This window comes from Shewanella sp. SM95 (assembly GCF_025653595.1).
Lineage (GTDB): Bacteria > Pseudomonadota > Gammaproteobacteria > Enterobacterales > Shewanellaceae > Shewanella > Shewanella oncorhynchi.
In genome coordinates this window covers 1-16,709 of the sequence record NZ_JAKKSE010000012.1, presented here as the reverse complement: position 1 = coordinate 16,709, position 16,709 = coordinate 1, and the positions used below count along the sequence as shown (strand labels likewise).

Sequence of the window (16,709 nt, the reverse complement as noted above, 5' to 3'; positions counted from 1 at the left end):
TTGCATGAAACTTCCTTTAGATTTGGAGTTAAGGATAAATGTTTGAACTAGATCGCTTTTTAATCTAAAACCCCATTTTTAAGCTAGCCATGGTGTTCTGTTTTAATCAGCTTGCCGAGTTGATCATAATGATTCCAATCCCCTGATTCTCGATCGCTGAGATAACTGCCTTCAGTGCGTTTTTCACCATTAGGCCAAAAACTTTGCCATAGACCTTCCTTGCGATCCCTAAGATAAGTGCCTTGTTCGGCTAACTTGCCATTATTGTGGTAATAGCTAGCATCGCCTTCTTTTTGGCCTTTCACCCAGGTTTCAACGAGTTCTGGCTTACCGTTCTGGTGATATTGTTTAACCTGACCATCGAACGAGCCTTTGGCATAAGTGGCCTCTAGTTTGAGTTGGCCGTTACTGTAGTATTCCTTCGATTGACCATGGTTTTGCCCGTCTAAAAACTCAGTGCTGGCCGCTTGTATTCCATCCTCAAACCAGCTTTCCCATAGTCCAGTTTGATTGCCTTTATCCATAGTGCCGCTGAGTTTTAGCTGGCCATTATTGGGATAATATTCGGCATACGGGCCTGTTTTGTCATTTTTATCATAGGTTTCGGAGCGGTAAACCACTTGCTTAAAGCTGTAAAACTCCCTAACGCCGTGACGCTTGTTTTCCTGCCAATGGCTTTTTTGTTGGATATTCCCTTCTGGAATAGCGCCATAGGTCGGGTCTTTTTCTTCGTAGCGGTAGTCAATCCACAGACCTGTTTTTTGATTATCGAGATATTGCCCTGCCACACGGCGACGTCCGTGGTAATACTCTATGTAGTCACCATTGAGTTTGCCATCGGCGAAGGTTTGCTCCCGCTGTTTCTGGCCTTCGCTGTACTGGATCCATAAGCCTTGTTTATTGCCGTTTTGATATTCGCCTTCCTCATTAGGGTCGCCATTGGCATACCAACGGGCAAAATGGCCATCGAGCGGATAACGACTGGCATTTTCCTTTTTCTCCGAGGCGTAATGGGCGAGTTCGCGAGGTTTGCCATTGTCATAAAAGGATTCATATTGACCCACCCATTGACCATTAATGCGTTTGCCCCGCTCATTAACAGTGCCATCCTCAAAGTAGGACTCGGATTTACCCGTCAGTTTACCTTCGACATATTCATCTAAGCTGCGCAGTTGACCATTGCTATGGTAACGGCGTGATTCACCGTGTCGCTGCCCCTGTTGCCATTGCTCAGAAGATTGCAGTTTGCCTGCGCTATAGCGCTCAAATAGTCCATCTCGAATGCCCATGTCGTAGTGGCTTTTTTCGAGTAAATTACCTTCGGCATCATAACGCTCCGATGGTCCATGAAGCGGATATTGGCCATTTTCAGCTAGCGTTGAGTCTTGATAACTGCGCAGTTCCTTAAGTTGGCCATTGTCGTAGAAATACTTTTGCGTACCGGCAAGTTGGTTCTGCTTATAGTTGAGATCGCTGGTGAGGTTTCCTTCGGCATTAAAATATTGCTGCTGCCCATCTAAAGCGTCGTTAACATACTGTTCTTCAACTAGTAATTTACCCGCATCGTTAAATTGCTTACACTTGCCTTGGCGTTGCCCTACCTTATATTGGCAGAGGCTAGCGAGTTCGCCATTGGGGTAAAACGTCCGTTCTTCACCATCGAGATGATTTAGATTGAACTGGCTGGCACTCGATTTAGTCCCGTCGTCGAAGAAGGTTTCCCACAATCCTTGGCGGCGGCCTTCGGCATCGAAGCGACCTGTCACAGAAACTTGCCCGTCGGGATTTTGCTCTAAATAGGGGCCGGAGAGTTGGTTGTTCGCATAGCTTTGGCTTTGGGATAAAGTACCGTTTTCATAGAAACTTTCCCATTTACCGTGGCGCAGGTTGTCGAGGTAGCTTTCTTGGGCTTGCAGTTTGCCACTGGCATAGAAGCGTTTTACCTGCTCTTTTTTACCGTCTTTATAGTGTGTTGTTTGGGTGAGCTGGCCGCTGCTGTATTCCTTCCATTCGCCCGTGGGCACGCCTTTGGTAAATTGCTGCTCCTCTGTGACTGCACCACTTAAATCGAACAGTCGCCAAGTGCCATCTTGATAACCCTGCTGATAGTTTCCTTCGATAAGCTTGCTGTTATTGGTATGAAATACTTGCCATTTACCATTCGGTATCCCCTGGGAAAATTGCCCTAAGGTATATCCTTGGTTATCGCGGACTATGGCGATATCGCCATTTAAGGGCATGCCAGTGGCGAGATTGTAATAGCTGGGAATTCCGTCTTGCTGACGAATTTCGACCATCATGGAGGAGAGGTTTTGCGCGGCCTGCGCATGGAGACTCACTATGCTAGCCCCTGCAATGGCGAGGCTAATCACGCGAAATGGGGTATTGAACATGCTGATTCCTTGTTCTGGGTCTTAAGGCCAAGGTATGTGCGGCCTATGTAAGAATCCTAATTTTAATTATCTATTGCGCTGTGCACTCAATGCAGTGCACAGCGTCTAGGCTTAAGCTAAAACCGAGGGAAAACATCATCAGAAGTGACCACAGGGGGTGGCATTTCCTGATTTAAAAACTGGCCATTATGGTAGCTATTAATCACCCGTATCCAGCCATGTTCCTCAAACTCGTATTGCTTACCATCAAGCCTGCCCAGTTCGTCATAATTGGCGATTTGGAGCACATAGTCTTCAGATGAGCGCAATTCCCAATGGCCGACTCGTTTACCTTGGTCGAAGCGACCATACCAATAGCGTCTTTCAGGGTTGGGTATTGGGCGGAAACCGTACTCACCATCGGTAAATATCCAATCGCCATCCTGTTCACCATTGCGGTATACGCCTTTTTCATACACTTGGCCGTTACTGGCGTAACGCTGGACTAATCCATCGGGCTTGCCATGTTTAAAGTGAATAGATTCAAGCAACTGGCCAGAGTTGGTCTTGTTGAGGTATTCACCGTGGAGCTCACCATTATCATCGTGGCTATAGGTGAGGGTGGCGTCGTCCTGAAATTTCTTCCAAGTACCTGCTTGTTTATCTTTGGCATATTGACCTTGCTCTACTAGCTGAGTTTTCCCTGTGGCAGGCTCAATTTTTACCGTTTCATAGGCGCCTTCACGCTTACCCGCCTCATAATATTCGCGGGAGAGGGTGATGACATCGTTGTAGTCAAAGGACTTGAGCTGTAAACCATTCAATTGGTTATTGAGTCGCTCCTGGCGCTCGATTAACAAGCCTTTTTTGAAGGTTTCGGAGAGTGACCAGTTTTTGAGTTTGTCTTCTTCTTGAGTCTCAATCAATTGGCCATCGCGATAGCGCTGCTGTTTACGATAAACCCAGCGATTACCTTGGTATTTGCTGTCTGCGGTTTTTTTAATTTGCCCTTGTTCATCGTATTCGATAGCTTGGAGGACATCACCCTTATCGTTGGTGACTTCCTTTAATTTGAGTTGGCCATTTTCATAGTAAGTCAGTTGCTCACCGACCTTATAATCAGCTTGATATTGGTAGTGGCGCTCGACCTTGCCATCCGGGAAGTATTCAAAATAATCCCCCTGTTTTTTATCTTTAACATAAGCTTGGGTCGAAAGCAGTTTACCAAAGCCCCAATTCGTTTCGTTGCCATGTTTGAGCCCATCCACCATGGGGATTTCGAGGTGTAAGTTGCCATTGTCATAGTATTGGGTGACACAGGTGCCACTTTTACAGACTTTACCTCTAAGTTTGCCTTCGTCATCATAGAGTTCGCTTATGCCGACTTCTTTGCCATTTTGATAGCTCGCTTTGTAACGGATATTGCCGCCTTCCCAGTAACTCGTTTCTAGGCCTTGTTTCACGCCATTTTCATAGTGCGTTTCAACATACAGTTGACCGGTGGCAATGTATTTTTTAAGCAAGCCATGAAGTTGGCCTTGCTCGTTACGAAAGCCTTGCTCGTACGGTTTGCCATCCTCAAAGTAACATTGATACGCACCGCGAAATTGTTCGCTGGTGATTTTTTTACCGATCTTGTTATCGGCGAGGGCGCTGGCGCAGAAAAGCATATCTTTGTTCTTGTAATAGACCTCAGTCTTATAATTGCCATCGATCATTTCAGTCGATAGCTTTAAATAGTACAAAGCCTGTTTTTCATCTTTGACAACCTTCCAATGGGCATCGAGCAGCACGTTTTCTGCATTGGCATAGGTACTGATAAGTACGAGTGCTCCAAGGAGCCGATTTACTGTAAATAGACGCATAACCGCTCCTTTTTATGGCAAAGGTTTAAAGGTGAATTCATAGGGGATATTGACGGGGTCTTTAGAGATAGTCATATAACTCACCTTGGCGGCGGGTCCTGCAATACTCAAATAACGGCCATCGACCAGCACCTCGTTTATCCGCTGCTCAGTATTTTCGGGGAGTCGAATGCTTAACAGATTGCCTTGGGCATCTTCGACCTTAAAGTAATTTTTAAGATCGCTACTTGGCTCATTGCCATATCCGGTTTGCGTCAGCCAAGACTCTAAATCGATTAACCAAGGGCGGTCGGTTACAGCCAGTTCTAAAGGCTGCCAGTGAATATCACCTTGGCAATGGATCTTGCCCTTGATCTGTTTATCGTAGAAAAACTGCCGCACGCGGTCTGGGGTCATCAAACTATAGGCTGCCCCGTTTGGGGCGTTGGGATCAAACTGCCAAGTGACGGGATTTTTACCCTCATTAAAGCCTTGATCTATTTCAGGTTTGCAGGCGCTTGCCAAGGCAGCTGACATGGGAATATACAGATTATGACCATTGTCAGTTACAGGTTTTATCCCTTGGATCGTATTGAACTCATTTTTTGCAGCATCAAGCGCCGGATTGATAAAGCTACCTAGGCCAGCGTTGCCAAACTCGGTGGGAGGATTCGCCAGATTTTTGTTGTAGTCGCTAAATTGTACAAAGCGGATCGTTTTGGTTTGAGTCAACTCCGGCTGGGGTTGTTGCTCAATTAACATCAGGGTTTTAGGAATTTCATCCAGCTTGAGTAACAGTGCGTTGCTGGTGAGGTGATGGCTCTCATCGGCCCCAATCAATTGTTCTAGCAGCTCCTTTTCCGTCGCCGTTAGCCAAGAGGGATAATTACCTTCGCGACGGGCCTCAGCCATCATGCCTTTAAATTGTTGGAAAGGCAGATTAATACTCTGATCCTCACTCTGCTTTGACACGACTTTAAAGAGTTTCGCCTCGGCATCGAGCACTTGGATTGTTAGGCTGGCATCGCCAACCCTGTAAGGTGTTGCCAGCAGTTCATCCCACGACTTTTCGACTATCTTATTCGTCTGTGGGATAAGTGTTAGCTTGGCAGTAATATGGTCTATCTGTTTGAGTTTATTCGCGGTGTTATCCCACCCAGTCGCAATAATATCGGTTGCAGATTCAATCGAGGGATGGTAATTCCTCGCCCAACCTTTACCGTGCTGCCAGAAGTGAATGTCAATCGGTTTGCCGTTAGCATCAAAGGCGGTTAAGTCCTCATAACGCACATCGGCTTCCACATATTGCGGACTCATATTGTGGACAAAGCGCAATTGCAGATCTTCAGGGGTATCAGTGCCCCAAGGGCCAAGATTATCTAAAATACCTTGTTGTTCAGGTAATAAGGATTTTATAAATGCCTCATTATTGGGGCGATATTCCTGCGGTATATCGCTAATGCGGTACAGTTCTTTTTGCCGATCATCCCTATCGCGCTCAGCATCAAAGCTATCATCGGCATGCCAAAGCGTGCTCATGATGTAAGGGCGATCCTTAGGCGCCATTACGGTTCGGTGGGTAAAGGTACGCCCTTGGCGCTCTTCCCGTTGAAAAAACGCCATGCTCTCTAACCAACCGGTTTTGCGGTTAACTTCGAACTTGCCATAGGCCTTATACTTGTCTTTCTCCCCTTGTAATACGGCGATCAACTTATCTTCACTGACCTGCTCAACCGTCCAAGTTAAGCGCGCATCCATGGGGGCTTTGATGCTATAACCTACGCTAGGCTCAAGCGCCACAGGCAAGGTAGGGGCTTGTTTAAACAAGCTATTAAGATTTTGCCAGCGCTCAAATAATTCCTTGATATCTTTTTGATCCATCTTGGCAATGGGAGTCAGTTGGCGGACTTCACCATTGTTAAATTCCACATTAAAGCCGTCTTTAACCAACTGAAAGATTTCATTGGACTTGCCTTTGGGGTCAATATTACTCACCGGGATCGGCATGCCATAATCGCTAATTTGCAGCAGGTTAGGTTGGATAAAAAAGCGGGCGTTATGGGTTAACGGTGTGGTTAAGTTGACCGCCTTACCCCCTGCATCTTGTAATTGGTAATCCAGCAGCAATCGTGCCTGCAGTACTTTGCGAGTTTCGAAACCATCGTTGAGGCTTATGGTGGAAATAATCTGATACTCGCGATCTGCGGGTATATTCGTCGTAACCGATTCTGAGGACGTCGTTGAGTCATCGCAGGCGGTTAACAAGAGTGTGATACTTGCCACTGTCAGTGCGATTGCGGCGTGAACTGCCTTGTATTTCCCTGTGGCCATTTGTACTCCCTTGGCTACGCATGTTATTGAAATGTAAATGTATTAATCTTAGTTTGGCGACATTATACACAAAAACTATCTGAGGCAATAAAACGACGTCATCAAAATGTGCGCTTAAAAGGCGAGCAAGCAAGGTAAAGAGACTGTCCGTACTTATTTGTTTGCGACGAGGTTTAGGTCAGTCGTGCGGCAGTAAAGACGAGCTTAAGCGGATAATTAAGCGGGGCATAAAACAAAACCCAAACCAAGGCGTACTTGATTTGGGTTTGCGCTGGGATCAGCTTTTTCTATTTCGATGCTCGAGATCAGTGATTGATACTCGAGGACAGAAAGCTGTTATCGAAAACAAGCTACAGCGAGAGGATCACGCTGGCGATTGCTGCACTCATGAGGTTAGCGAATACGCCGGCGGCAATGGCGCGAAAACCATTACGGGCGATAAATTCGCGGCGCTCTGGCACCATGCTACCCAGTCCACCGATCAAAATTGCCATGGTTGAAATGTTCGCAAAACCACACAGGGCAAAAGTGACAACTGCCTGAGAATGGGCACTCAGTTGGTCTTCTACTTTCATTAACTGGATAAAGGCAACAAACTCATTGACCACGATTTTTTGGCCGATCAGTGAGCCCGCAGTAATGGCTTCATGCCAAGGAATACCCAGCAGCCACGCCATAGGCGCGAACAGATAACCGAGCAAGAATTCGAAGCTTAACTGGTAACCGAACCATTCACCCACAGCGCCTAACATGCCGTTCAGCAGGGCGATAACACTGACAAAAGCTAGCAGCGTGGCACCGATCCCCACAGAAATCCGCATGCCAGACATAGCGCCATCGGCTAAGGCTTCAACCACATTGGTGGCGCGTGGCAGTTCTACTGAGGTGATTTCATCTGAGTTGTTTTTGTCATTTTCGTTGGGTGGCATGAGGATTTTTGCCATCAACAGACCCGCAGGTGCTGACATAAAGGCTGCGGCAATCAAATAGTTAAGATCGACACCTAAAGCGGCATACCCCACTAAGGTGCCGCCCGCAACTGAGGCTAAACCACAGCTCATAACCGCGAAGAATTGCGAATCGCTCATGTGCTTTAAATAGGGTTTGATCACCAGCGGCGCTTCAATCATGCCGACGAAGATGTTCGCCGTGGCAGATAAAGACTCAGCGCGGCCCGTGCCCAGTAAACGCTGCAGACCACCACCAATAATGTTGATCACCTTAGGCATTAACCCAATATGGTATAAGGCAGAAATCAGCGCCGAGAAGAAGATGATGATACCTAACACATTGATCGCAAATACGAAGCCGACTTTACCCGTGGCGAGATCGCCAAACAGGAAACCAATCCCTTCGTTGCCGTAGGCTATCACGCTCGACACGCCCGCCGTAACAGACTGCAATACGGCCTTACCCGCAGGGACGTAGAGCACTAACAGGGCAAATATAATTTGTAGGCCTAGGGCTAAAATCACAGTGCGGTAGGGAATGTTCTTGCGGTTCACTGACAGTAACCAAGCAAAAAACAAGATGCTAATCATGCCTAATATCGCGGTCATAATGGGTTTATTCTTTTGAGTGATAGAAGAAGTCGCGCATTGTAGGCCGAGTCAGCGTAAGGGCAAGTCGAGGGCGTTACTGGGCTGTTACGATAAAAGTGTCGAAAATAGCAACTATTTAAGTTGCTGTTTATGTTGGATAATAAAAGTTATTTTGGCTACTGTTTCCCAGAGGAAATAATATTTGTGTCTGCGGCAATAATAGAAATCACGCCACAGACGACTTTAGGCTGGTGCAGTAGTCAGTGCTGGTTTGAAATGCAGCTTAAGTGACTGTTGCTTAAGTGACTGTAGCTTAAATGACTATAGCTTAAGTGACGGTCTTACCTAACCAAGGTTTGAGCTTTTTATCCCAGTAGGGCGGGTGGCCGATATGGGACTTTAAATATTCGATAATCACTTTGTACTTAGTCGGTAAATGGCGCCGCCTTGGGTAAACCACGTAAACGGGCATCTGTTGCAGCGGTTTCCAATCGGGTAAGAGTTGAATGAGCTTGCCGCTTTGAAACTCATCACTGAGCAAGTAAGTGGCCACATAACCTATACCTCTTCCTGCAATCACAGCATTGCGCACGGCTTCGGCTAAGTCGACACGGTAATTGCCCGCGACATTGACGGTTTGCTCATGGTCATCCTTAGCAAAACTCCAGCGATCATAATTACGGCTTTTACTTTGATAGATAACACAATTGTGCTGAGCTAACTCCCGTGGATGGTGTGGCACGCCGTGCTTGAGTAAATAATCGGGGGAGGCGACCACCACAAAGTTAGTCTCGGCGAGATGCTGGGCGATATAACCTTCGTTCAGCTGTTCATGGTTAGTGATCCACAGATCGAGGCCTTCCTCTAGCATGTCGGCCTTATGGTCGAACAGGCTCAGCTCAAATCGTAATTCGGGATATTTTTCCTGCAACACTTCCAGCGCGGGGATGATGTGTAAGGTGCCAAAGGATTGGGAAGAACCGAGGCGAATCGTCCCGCTAATGTCGTCGCGGGCATCCAGCATCATGGCATCGGCATTTTGCGTCGCTTCAAACACTTGCTCACAATAACGCGCAAACTGCTGGCCCGCGTCAGTTAACACTAAGGTGCGCGTGGTGCGCTGCACTAACAGTAAGTTCAGCTCGGCTTCCAACGCGCCAATTTGCTTGCTGACATAGGAGGTCGAAGTTTTTAACTTAGCTGCCGCTTGGGTAAAACTGCCACTGGTCACCAGAGTGTGAAATATCACCATCTGGCTAGCTCTATGTTGTATCACGCCAAGCCCTCTAGAATCTAAATCGCTATTTTAAGCTAGCCTAGCCTTAACCGACAGCCGTTTGTGCCAATCGTGTGTTATTTCAAACCAAGCTTACCAAACGACAAACGTTAAAGTCAGTTGCCCTAAGTGCGATTCATCCTTTACTCTTGAGTTAAATATTAACACCCACAAGCTAGGGAAGTGACCTGTGGTTAGCTTGTTCAACGGAGGAATAACGATGACACAGCAAGACAAGCAAGCCTTAGCAGAAACAAGCCAGATGAGTGTTCAGAAAGTACAACCGATACCGCAGGAAGCCTTTGACTGGTATGACGAATATGCCCATGGCATTATCGATCGCCGTGAGTTTATGGGGCGGCTTGCAGGACTTGTGGCGCTAGGGTTTACCCTGACAACGCTCACGGGCGCACTCATGCCGAACTATGCCCTTGCCGAACAAGTGTCGTTTAACGACCCGAGTATTCAAGCCAGCTATGTTAAATTTCCCTCGCCCAATGGTTACGGTGAAGGGCGCGGCTATTTAGTGATACCCAATGAATTATTGCTCGCGGGCAGTGCCGCTGGTGAGCCCAAGACTTTAGATCCCAGTAAAAAAGCCGCCGTGGTATTGGTGGTGCACGAGAACCGTGGCCTAAATCCCTATATCGAAGATGTTGCTCGCCGATTAGCGGCGCAGGGGTATATCGCCTTCGCCCCCGATGCACTTTATTCCCTCGGTGGTTATCCGGGCAATGATGATGCGGGCCGCGCCATGCAAAGCAGTTTAGACAGAGCCAAAATTGAACAAGACTTTATTGCCGCCGCGCAGTTTTTAAAATCCCATCCCCAGAGCAATGGCAAACTCGGTGCCGTAGGTTTTTGTTTTGGCGGCTATATCGTCAATATGCTGGCCGCCACGATTCCCGATGAGCTTAATGCTGGCGTACCTTTCTATGGCACACCCGCAGCTGCAGAGCTGCGTGGCCGCGTGAAAGGGCCGCTAATGTTGCAGTTTGCTGGATTGGATCAGCGGGTGAACGACACTTGGGCCGAGTATGAAACCCAGCTAAAAACCAATAAAGCCGATTATGTCGCTTATCTTTACCCGAATGTGAATCACGGTTTCCATAACGACTCAACAGGACGATACGATAAAGCCACCGCCGAGCTCGCATGGGCGCGCAGCTTAGCCTTCTTCGATACTCGACTGCGTGGCTAACTGGGAGTGAAGCTCCGCTTACTCTGATCCCGCTTATTCTGATTCAGCTTACTTTGATTAAGTCGATGAGTGACCGATTCTCGCGCTCTATATCATTCAAGCAAAAGCCGACGCTAGCGTCGGCTTTTATTTTTAATTTCCCACATATCCATGCGGGTTATTCGTGCTCGAGGATCACTTCTTTCAAGCTTTGGATGGTCTTCACATCGAGATTACCGGGTTGTGTGCTCCAGGTGAGTCTTAGGTAATTGGCTAAGTCTTTAATCTGCTCGTCGCTTAACTCATCAGCATATCCAGGCATGGCATAAAAGCTGGTGGTGAGGTTGTAATGCTGGCTCTTAATACCTTTTAGCATCACGGCGACGATATTGTGTGGACTGGCTTTATCTAAGGTGGCGTTACCAGCCATCGCGGGGGCGACGTTAGGACGACCTTCACCGTTTTGACCATGGCAACCGGCGCAGTAACCTTTGTAAAGCGTATAGCCTGGCAGTTCAGGTTTATGGCCGTTAAAGGTGAGCGCTTGTGGTTTAATATCTTCGTCGGTATCGAGCAGATAACTGCTGACCGCGCGCATATCATCGTCGGTTAAGTGGCTAAAGCTGTGATACACCACGGGATACATGCCACCAAATACAGTGCCTTTACGGGAATAGCCTTCAGTAAACAGCGACTTAAGATCCTCATGGGTCCAGTTCTGCCTGTTAAGTTCGGCGGGACGAATGTCCGATGCTTCTAGCCCTTCGATAATCGCGCCCTCAAAGTGCTTGTCCTGCTCCATGGCAAACAGCGTGTCTCTTGGGGTGTGGCATTCACCGCAATGCCCTAGGGCATTGACTAAGTAATTGCCACGATTCCAATGCTCGCTTTTTTCCTTGCTCGGGGTAAATTCCTTGGCATCGTGGGCGACTAAGTTCCAAGCTTTTAGGCCAAAACGCAGGTTAAACGGAAAGTAAACATCATTGTCGCGATTGGCTTGCTTGATGGGTTTAGTACTCATCAAATAGGCATAAATCGCCTTAGTGTCGTCGTCCGTCAGCAGGCTGTATGACGTGTAGGGCATAGCAGGGTAGAGGTTGCCGTTGACGCCAACACCGTGGTGCATGGCATCAAAAAAGTCCTCGTAACTGTATTTGCCAATCCCAGTTTCTTTATCTGAGGTGATATTGGTCGAGTACACAGCGCCAAAGGGCGTTTCGAACGGCAAACCGCCCGCGAGTTCGCGCCCGCCGACCGCAGTATGGCAGGCCACACAGTCGCCTATCTTCATCAGATACGCGCCGCGTTCGATGTCACTATTTGTTGTATTGCCACCTTCATCGGCAACGCTGCTGGAACAGGCGAGCAAACCTAGCCCTAAACTCAGGAGTAGATTGTGGCTCAACAGATTTTTTATCCTACTAATGTGCGGGAAATGGCGCAGATTGGCTGATGTCATCACAGGGTTAACCCCTTAGTGTTGAGGATCAGATCTTTGACCGCCGCATAGTATTTTACGTAGCCAGTACAGCGGCATACGTGTTCACTCAAGGCATCTTCAACGACTTTTTCAACTTGATCTTTAGCGATAGGTTGTCGCTCTAATCGCTCAAGCAGTGCGGTCGATTCGTTGACAAAGCCCGAGGTACACCAGCCACATTGAAACGAGAAGTGCTCTAAAAAAGCCTCTTGCACTGGGCTCAGGGCGGTGATTTCACCAAGGGAGTTTTGTCTAGCATGACCTTCGACTGTGCGGACGCGTTTACCATTAAAACGCTCGACGCCATTGATGCAGGTACGCACCACTTCGCTCATGCCTTGCTCGTCGTCGACGATCACAGTACAGGCGTGGCATACGCCCGCGCCGCAACCAAACTTAGTACCTGTGAGGTTTAAGTATTCATGTAGAAACTCAATCATCATCACACCATCGGCGACTTCAATCGGGCCTACGGCTTGGTTATTAATGGTCAGTTTAATAGACTGGCTCATGCCATGGCCTCCTTAATTTTTTTCGCTGTCATAGGTAAATCGTAAAAGCGGACATGGGTCGCTTGATACACGGCTTCAATCAGCGCCGCGACCACAGGGATCATCACCACTTCGGCGATACCACGGCTGGGATCGTTATCAGATAACTGTGGCAATATGGTATGACGTTGAGCCCACACGCCCACATGCCGCGCTAACGGCACCTGATAGCGATTGAGGTTCCACGTACCATTGCCAGCGCCTGCTTCAAATGGCGGTAAGCCTTCATGCAGTGCATGGCCAATCCCCATCGCAAGGCCACCTTGAATTTGCCCTTCGACCAGTTCTTTCACGATCACTTTGCCCGCCTCTAACCAAGTATGAGAACTCAGCAGCGTGACTTCGCCATTGCCTTCGTTTACGGCGACTTCAACCAAAGTGGCGCAGGGTGCGTAGTAAGTCACCATGGCATTGTTCAGTTCGGCCTTGGGATAACTCATGGCTTGACGATCGATCAAGTGATAGCCGTTAGACTTCATGCTGGCTTGGCGCGCTTTGATACTCATAGTCGTGTCGGAAGTTGCCGCAAACGTCGCGTTCCCTTCGCCGTATTGCAGCGCCAGCGCATCGAGTGCTAAACGTTCTTTAGTGCCAAGAATGTCGAAATCGGCCTCGGCCCAAGCCCAGCGATTAAAGGCATGGCCCATCACGCCGACCACTAAGCCCATGTCGTGGGCGCGTTTCGCGAGAATATCGATCGACAGCGGCGGAAAGCCCAAGGCGGTTAACTTGCCATCGACCCAGCGACCATCGCGGGCGTTATGCAAATTAGTCGAGCCCATTGGCGTGTTAAAATACAACTCGTTCCAAATCGATACCGCCGCAGGCCACAGGCCGTGACGGTAGATAATATCGGCGGCGATGCGGCTGACATGGCTTTGATAATAGGCCGACATAGATGCCGACGAGGCCATAGCTTTAACCGGTGTCCAGCGTGGATTGGCCGCCATTTCATCTTGGCGTTGCTGCGAAATAATATAAGGATTATCGGTTTGCACTAATTGCATCGCATCCCAAATATCCACTTCGGCGAGTTTTACCTCATCGGCAAAGTTGCCGAGGGCATCGCTGACCACAACGGCTTGGGAGGTTTGCGTGCCTGTGCCCATTTCGATAAAGCCGATTTCTAGGGTGATTTTACCGTCTTTCGCTAGGCGAACCGCCGCACTTGGCGCCGCTGCGCCCGTACCATAATCTTTGGTGGCGATACCAAAACCGACGCCGTAACGCATCCCCGGATGTTTGGCCTCATAGTCCTTTTTATTCACCGCGCGGTTTTGCCACACGGGATCACGTTCGGCCATGTCGAGCATTTCGCGGTAACGCAAAGTGCCGTTAGGGATCGCGCCTTGCGTATTACGCTGGCCGGATTCCATCACGTTGGCGGCGCGCAGTTTAAAGGGATCAACCTTTAACTCGTCGGCTATCTCGTGGATCATGCATTCCATCGCTGTCATCGATTGCAGCGTGCCATAACCGCGCATCGAGCCCGCATCTGGGTTACGCGATGCATAGGCGGTGGCGATAATATCGTTGCGCGGTGTGTAGTAAATGCTTTGCATCGCCGTCGCGCCAACTGAGGTCACAGAAGGGGTAAAGTTGACTCGTCCGCCGCCATCGACTGTCATTTGCGAAGTTAAGGCTTGGATTTTTAAGGTCGATTTATCCACCGCTAAGCGGCTTTTCATGATGAACGGATGACGCTTAAGGCCAGACTGGAATTGTTCGAATCTGTCATTGGCGAGTCGGATTGGTCCCTTGGCATAAACGGCCGCGAGCACGCCGTAATAGGGAAATATCGAATGGTCTTTCGCGCCAAATCCACCGCCGATATAAGGCGAGTGCACCACAAGATGTTTCACCTTGCCTGCCAGTGGGCCAGATAACAGCATGTGCACTGCCATCTCTTGAAAGTCCTGCGGCGACTGCGAGGTAATCACAGTATGAAAGGTTTGGCTAGTTGCGTCATACCAGCCGTTAAAGGCTTCGGGTTCCATCATCATAGGATCGATGATCTGGGTGCGATATTCCCGCTCTAACACTTGCCATTGTTGATTGGCTTGGGCGCTAGCAATCTGCTTATCTATCTCGCCTGCATAATAAAGCCCGCGCTCAGACACTGTCCCTTTGGCATTCGGATTGCCTAACCATTCTGGCTTGCGATCTTTTACGCTGGGGAAAAATAGCCCATCGTGGAGCGGGCTATATAAATCTTCCCTTGCGCCATTTTCACCTTCAACTCGAATAAGGCGCCAACTGGCGTAAGGGTCTTTGGTGTCCGACACAAACGGCGTTTGCTCACCAAAGCGCAGTAAGGTCTGATCAAATTGCAGTAAAGACTTAGCTTGCTTAAAGGCGGGGAAACTGTCGAACAACAATATCGCCACCGCATGACCTAAGTAGTCGGCGGTTTGCCCCTCGGCCAGTAACATGTTGTCACCGTAAAAATCGGGCAGCTTGACCTTATCGCGGGCCAGATCGGCCGCAGTGATCACTTTATAGGGCTTAGCCGACGCGGGCAGATGGTCGAGGGAAAAGCCTTGATAAACATGGGAGGCATCGGCGGCGCGAAGTATAAAAGCGTAACCTTGCTGCTTGGGCCAGCCTTCCATGTCCATAGCGCGGTAATCACGGCCATAGACCTTTTGGCCTGTGACCTTCGCTATGCCGTCATTACGAAACTTAGGTTTGGATTGACCATTAACCTGAGTTTGCCATTGGGCTGCCAGTTCAGGTGAGACAATCGCCGCATTCGCGCGACTCATTTCCCACAACAAAGGGGCCGAATATACGGCAACCCCGCCAATCACACATTGCTTAATAAAGGTCCGGCGTGACGTATTAGATGGTTCCATATCTCAACCTCAGTTGTGCTTCCGTGTCATATCAGCCGCGCTGCTTGGTATCGCCCGATATAGGCTTGTTGTCGATCGACTTTTTATTGATTGTTGCGACATAGCTTTGATAAACACTGAATGTAAATTTACATTAGCCACGTTAGCATGTAGGGCTGAAAATGCAAATTTAGGCGGTTAATTGTCGCAGTTTTAATCAAGCTAAATTCGTGTGTAGCACCTGTGTTATCAGGCTTCTACAGTGATGTTCGCACTGTGATTCAACTCAGTTACGTTATGGCTGAATTTTGTTCAGTGCCCTTTGCTTAGTCCCCCTTAGCTAATGCATTCATTGAACTCATTTTCCCATGTCAAAATTGGCTCGCTTGCCAAAACCAAACCGCCTGTCACGGCGAGACTTTATTGCCACCGCAAGATCAAGCGATAGCGTTATTTGATTGCGATTGGTTTAGTCACATACAGTCATATCAACATTGTTAAATCAGTGCTTGCTTAATTACTTGATTTGTAATGCTAAAGTTATAGACAAGTGTACGCTATGTCGCTATCTTAGGTTTTTAACAAGGATGAGCTTTAATCGCGTACCCGTGATTCGAGTCACTTGCATCAGGACGATGTGTCTTTTCTCTTTCTTAGATACCCAACTCCTCCTGCAAATTCGTGAATATGCTTTGGCACTTATACTTGTTGCCATAGTGCTTATTGGCATTGTGCTCAATGTTCAGCAGTGGACGTTTTGAGTTGGTGCAACCTTGTTTTGATTGATTGATGGCTTGGCTGACGAATGTTGGCGAAGTGCGGTAGCCATGGGGAAGCTTTGTCGGTTCGCAATTTGTCGATTTACAAAATAGTGAACTGGTAATTTTGCGGCCTAGCGGCCGAGGTGAATCAAGGTCGTGGGTCTTCAACCCACACCCGACCAAGAGGGGATCAACAGCAATTCCCTCTTGGATCTCCCTTGCCGCCCCCCAACGGAGTTGAAAGCCCCTTGTGCTCATTGGCAAATTTGCTATCGCTTCCGAAGGATGCGTCCCTGCACCTGCGAAAGCTAGCTCGCCATATATGGACCCATCCGGTTTGCAAGACATTCGATAGCGATTATGAGAAGAGTTCATTGCACCCATATATTCGGCCTGTTATTGAGGTATGCCTCTGGCCCTGATGGATATCTGCTTCTACTGTCCTTATCATCCTTGCGGCTTCATTATGAGCCTATGGCGAGCTAAGGTTTTCAGTAGATCAGTCTGACTGTCTCATCATCAAATCAATTGTCATAGCA

Annotated in this window: 10 protein-coding genes; 1 reads left to right on the top strand and 9 read right to left on the bottom strand. The window is 48.4% G+C overall.

Going from position 1 to position 16,709, the window contains the following annotated elements; genetic code table 11:
• Window positions 1-83 precede the first annotated feature (83 nt).
• The 5 genes from L5M29_RS13685 to L5M29_RS13665 form a co-directional block, all read right to left on the bottom strand.
• Window positions 84-2,393, bottom strand: coding sequence for a toxin-antitoxin system YwqK family antitoxin (locus tag L5M29_RS13685; protein WP_263168294.1), 2,310 nt, complete (start codon window positions 2,391-2,393; stop codon window positions 84-86).
• Window positions 2,394-2,509: 116 nt separating this feature from the next.
• Window positions 2,510-4,237: a toxin-antitoxin system YwqK family antitoxin gene (locus L5M29_RS13680; protein WP_263168293.1), complete on the bottom strand. Its 1,728-nt coding sequence runs from the start codon at window positions 4,235-4,237 to the stop codon at window positions 2,510-2,512.
• Window positions 4,238-4,249: 12 nt separating this feature from the next.
• On the bottom strand, window positions 4,250-6,547 hold the full coding sequence (locus L5M29_RS13675) for a hypothetical protein (protein ID WP_263168291.1): 2,298 nt from the start codon (window positions 6,545-6,547) through the stop codon (window positions 4,250-4,252).
• 350 nt (window positions 6,548-6,897) lie between these two features.
• Window positions 6,898-8,106 (bottom strand): NupC/NupG family nucleoside CNT transporter, encoded by a 1,209-nt coding sequence (locus L5M29_RS13670; RefSeq protein ID WP_012088411.1) that lies wholly within the window; start codon window positions 8,104-8,106, stop codon window positions 6,898-6,900.
• Window positions 8,107-8,416: 310 nt separating this feature from the next.
• Window positions 8,417-9,364: a LysR family transcriptional regulator gene (locus tag L5M29_RS13665; RefSeq protein WP_259560168.1), complete on the bottom strand. Its 948-nt coding sequence runs from the start codon at window positions 9,362-9,364 to the stop codon at window positions 8,417-8,419.
• Window positions 9,365-9,584: 220 nt separating this feature from the next.
• Between L5M29_RS13665 and L5M29_RS13660 the strand changes: the two genes are divergently transcribed.
• Window positions 9,585-10,565, top strand: coding sequence for a dienelactone hydrolase family protein (locus L5M29_RS13660; RefSeq protein WP_263168288.1), 981 nt, complete (start codon window positions 9,585-9,587; stop codon window positions 10,563-10,565).
• Between the two features lie 157 nt (window positions 10,566-10,722).
• On the opposite strand, the gene L5M29_RS13655 is transcribed toward L5M29_RS13660, so the two are convergent.
• The 4 genes from L5M29_RS13655 to L5M29_RS13640 all read right to left on the bottom strand — a co-directional run bounded on the left by L5M29_RS13655 (window position 10,723) and on the right by L5M29_RS13640 (window position 16,428).
• Window positions 10,723-12,003 carry a cytochrome c gene (locus tag L5M29_RS13655; RefSeq protein ID WP_259562563.1) on the bottom strand — a complete coding sequence of 427 codons (1,281 nt, stop codon included), beginning with the start codon at window positions 12,001-12,003 and terminating at the stop codon, window positions 10,723-10,725.
• Window positions 12,003-12,536 (bottom strand): (2Fe-2S)-binding protein, encoded by a 534-nt coding sequence (locus tag L5M29_RS13650; RefSeq protein WP_006085889.1) that lies wholly within the window; start codon window positions 12,534-12,536, stop codon window positions 12,003-12,005. Before L5M29_RS13650 ends, L5M29_RS13655 begins: the two co-directional genes overlap by 1 nt.
• Complete coding sequence (locus L5M29_RS13645; protein ID WP_263168285.1) at window positions 12,533-15,430, bottom strand: xanthine dehydrogenase family protein molybdopterin-binding subunit; 2,898 nt, start codon at window positions 15,428-15,430, stop codon at window positions 12,533-12,535. The genes L5M29_RS13650 and L5M29_RS13645 overlap by 4 nt, the downstream gene beginning before the upstream one ends.
• 632 nt (window positions 15,431-16,062) lie before the next feature.
• Entirely contained in the window at window positions 16,063-16,428 is a 366-nt protein-coding gene (locus L5M29_RS13640) for a hypothetical protein (RefSeq protein ID WP_263168283.1), read from the bottom strand.
• Window positions 16,429-16,709 lie beyond the last annotated feature (281 nt).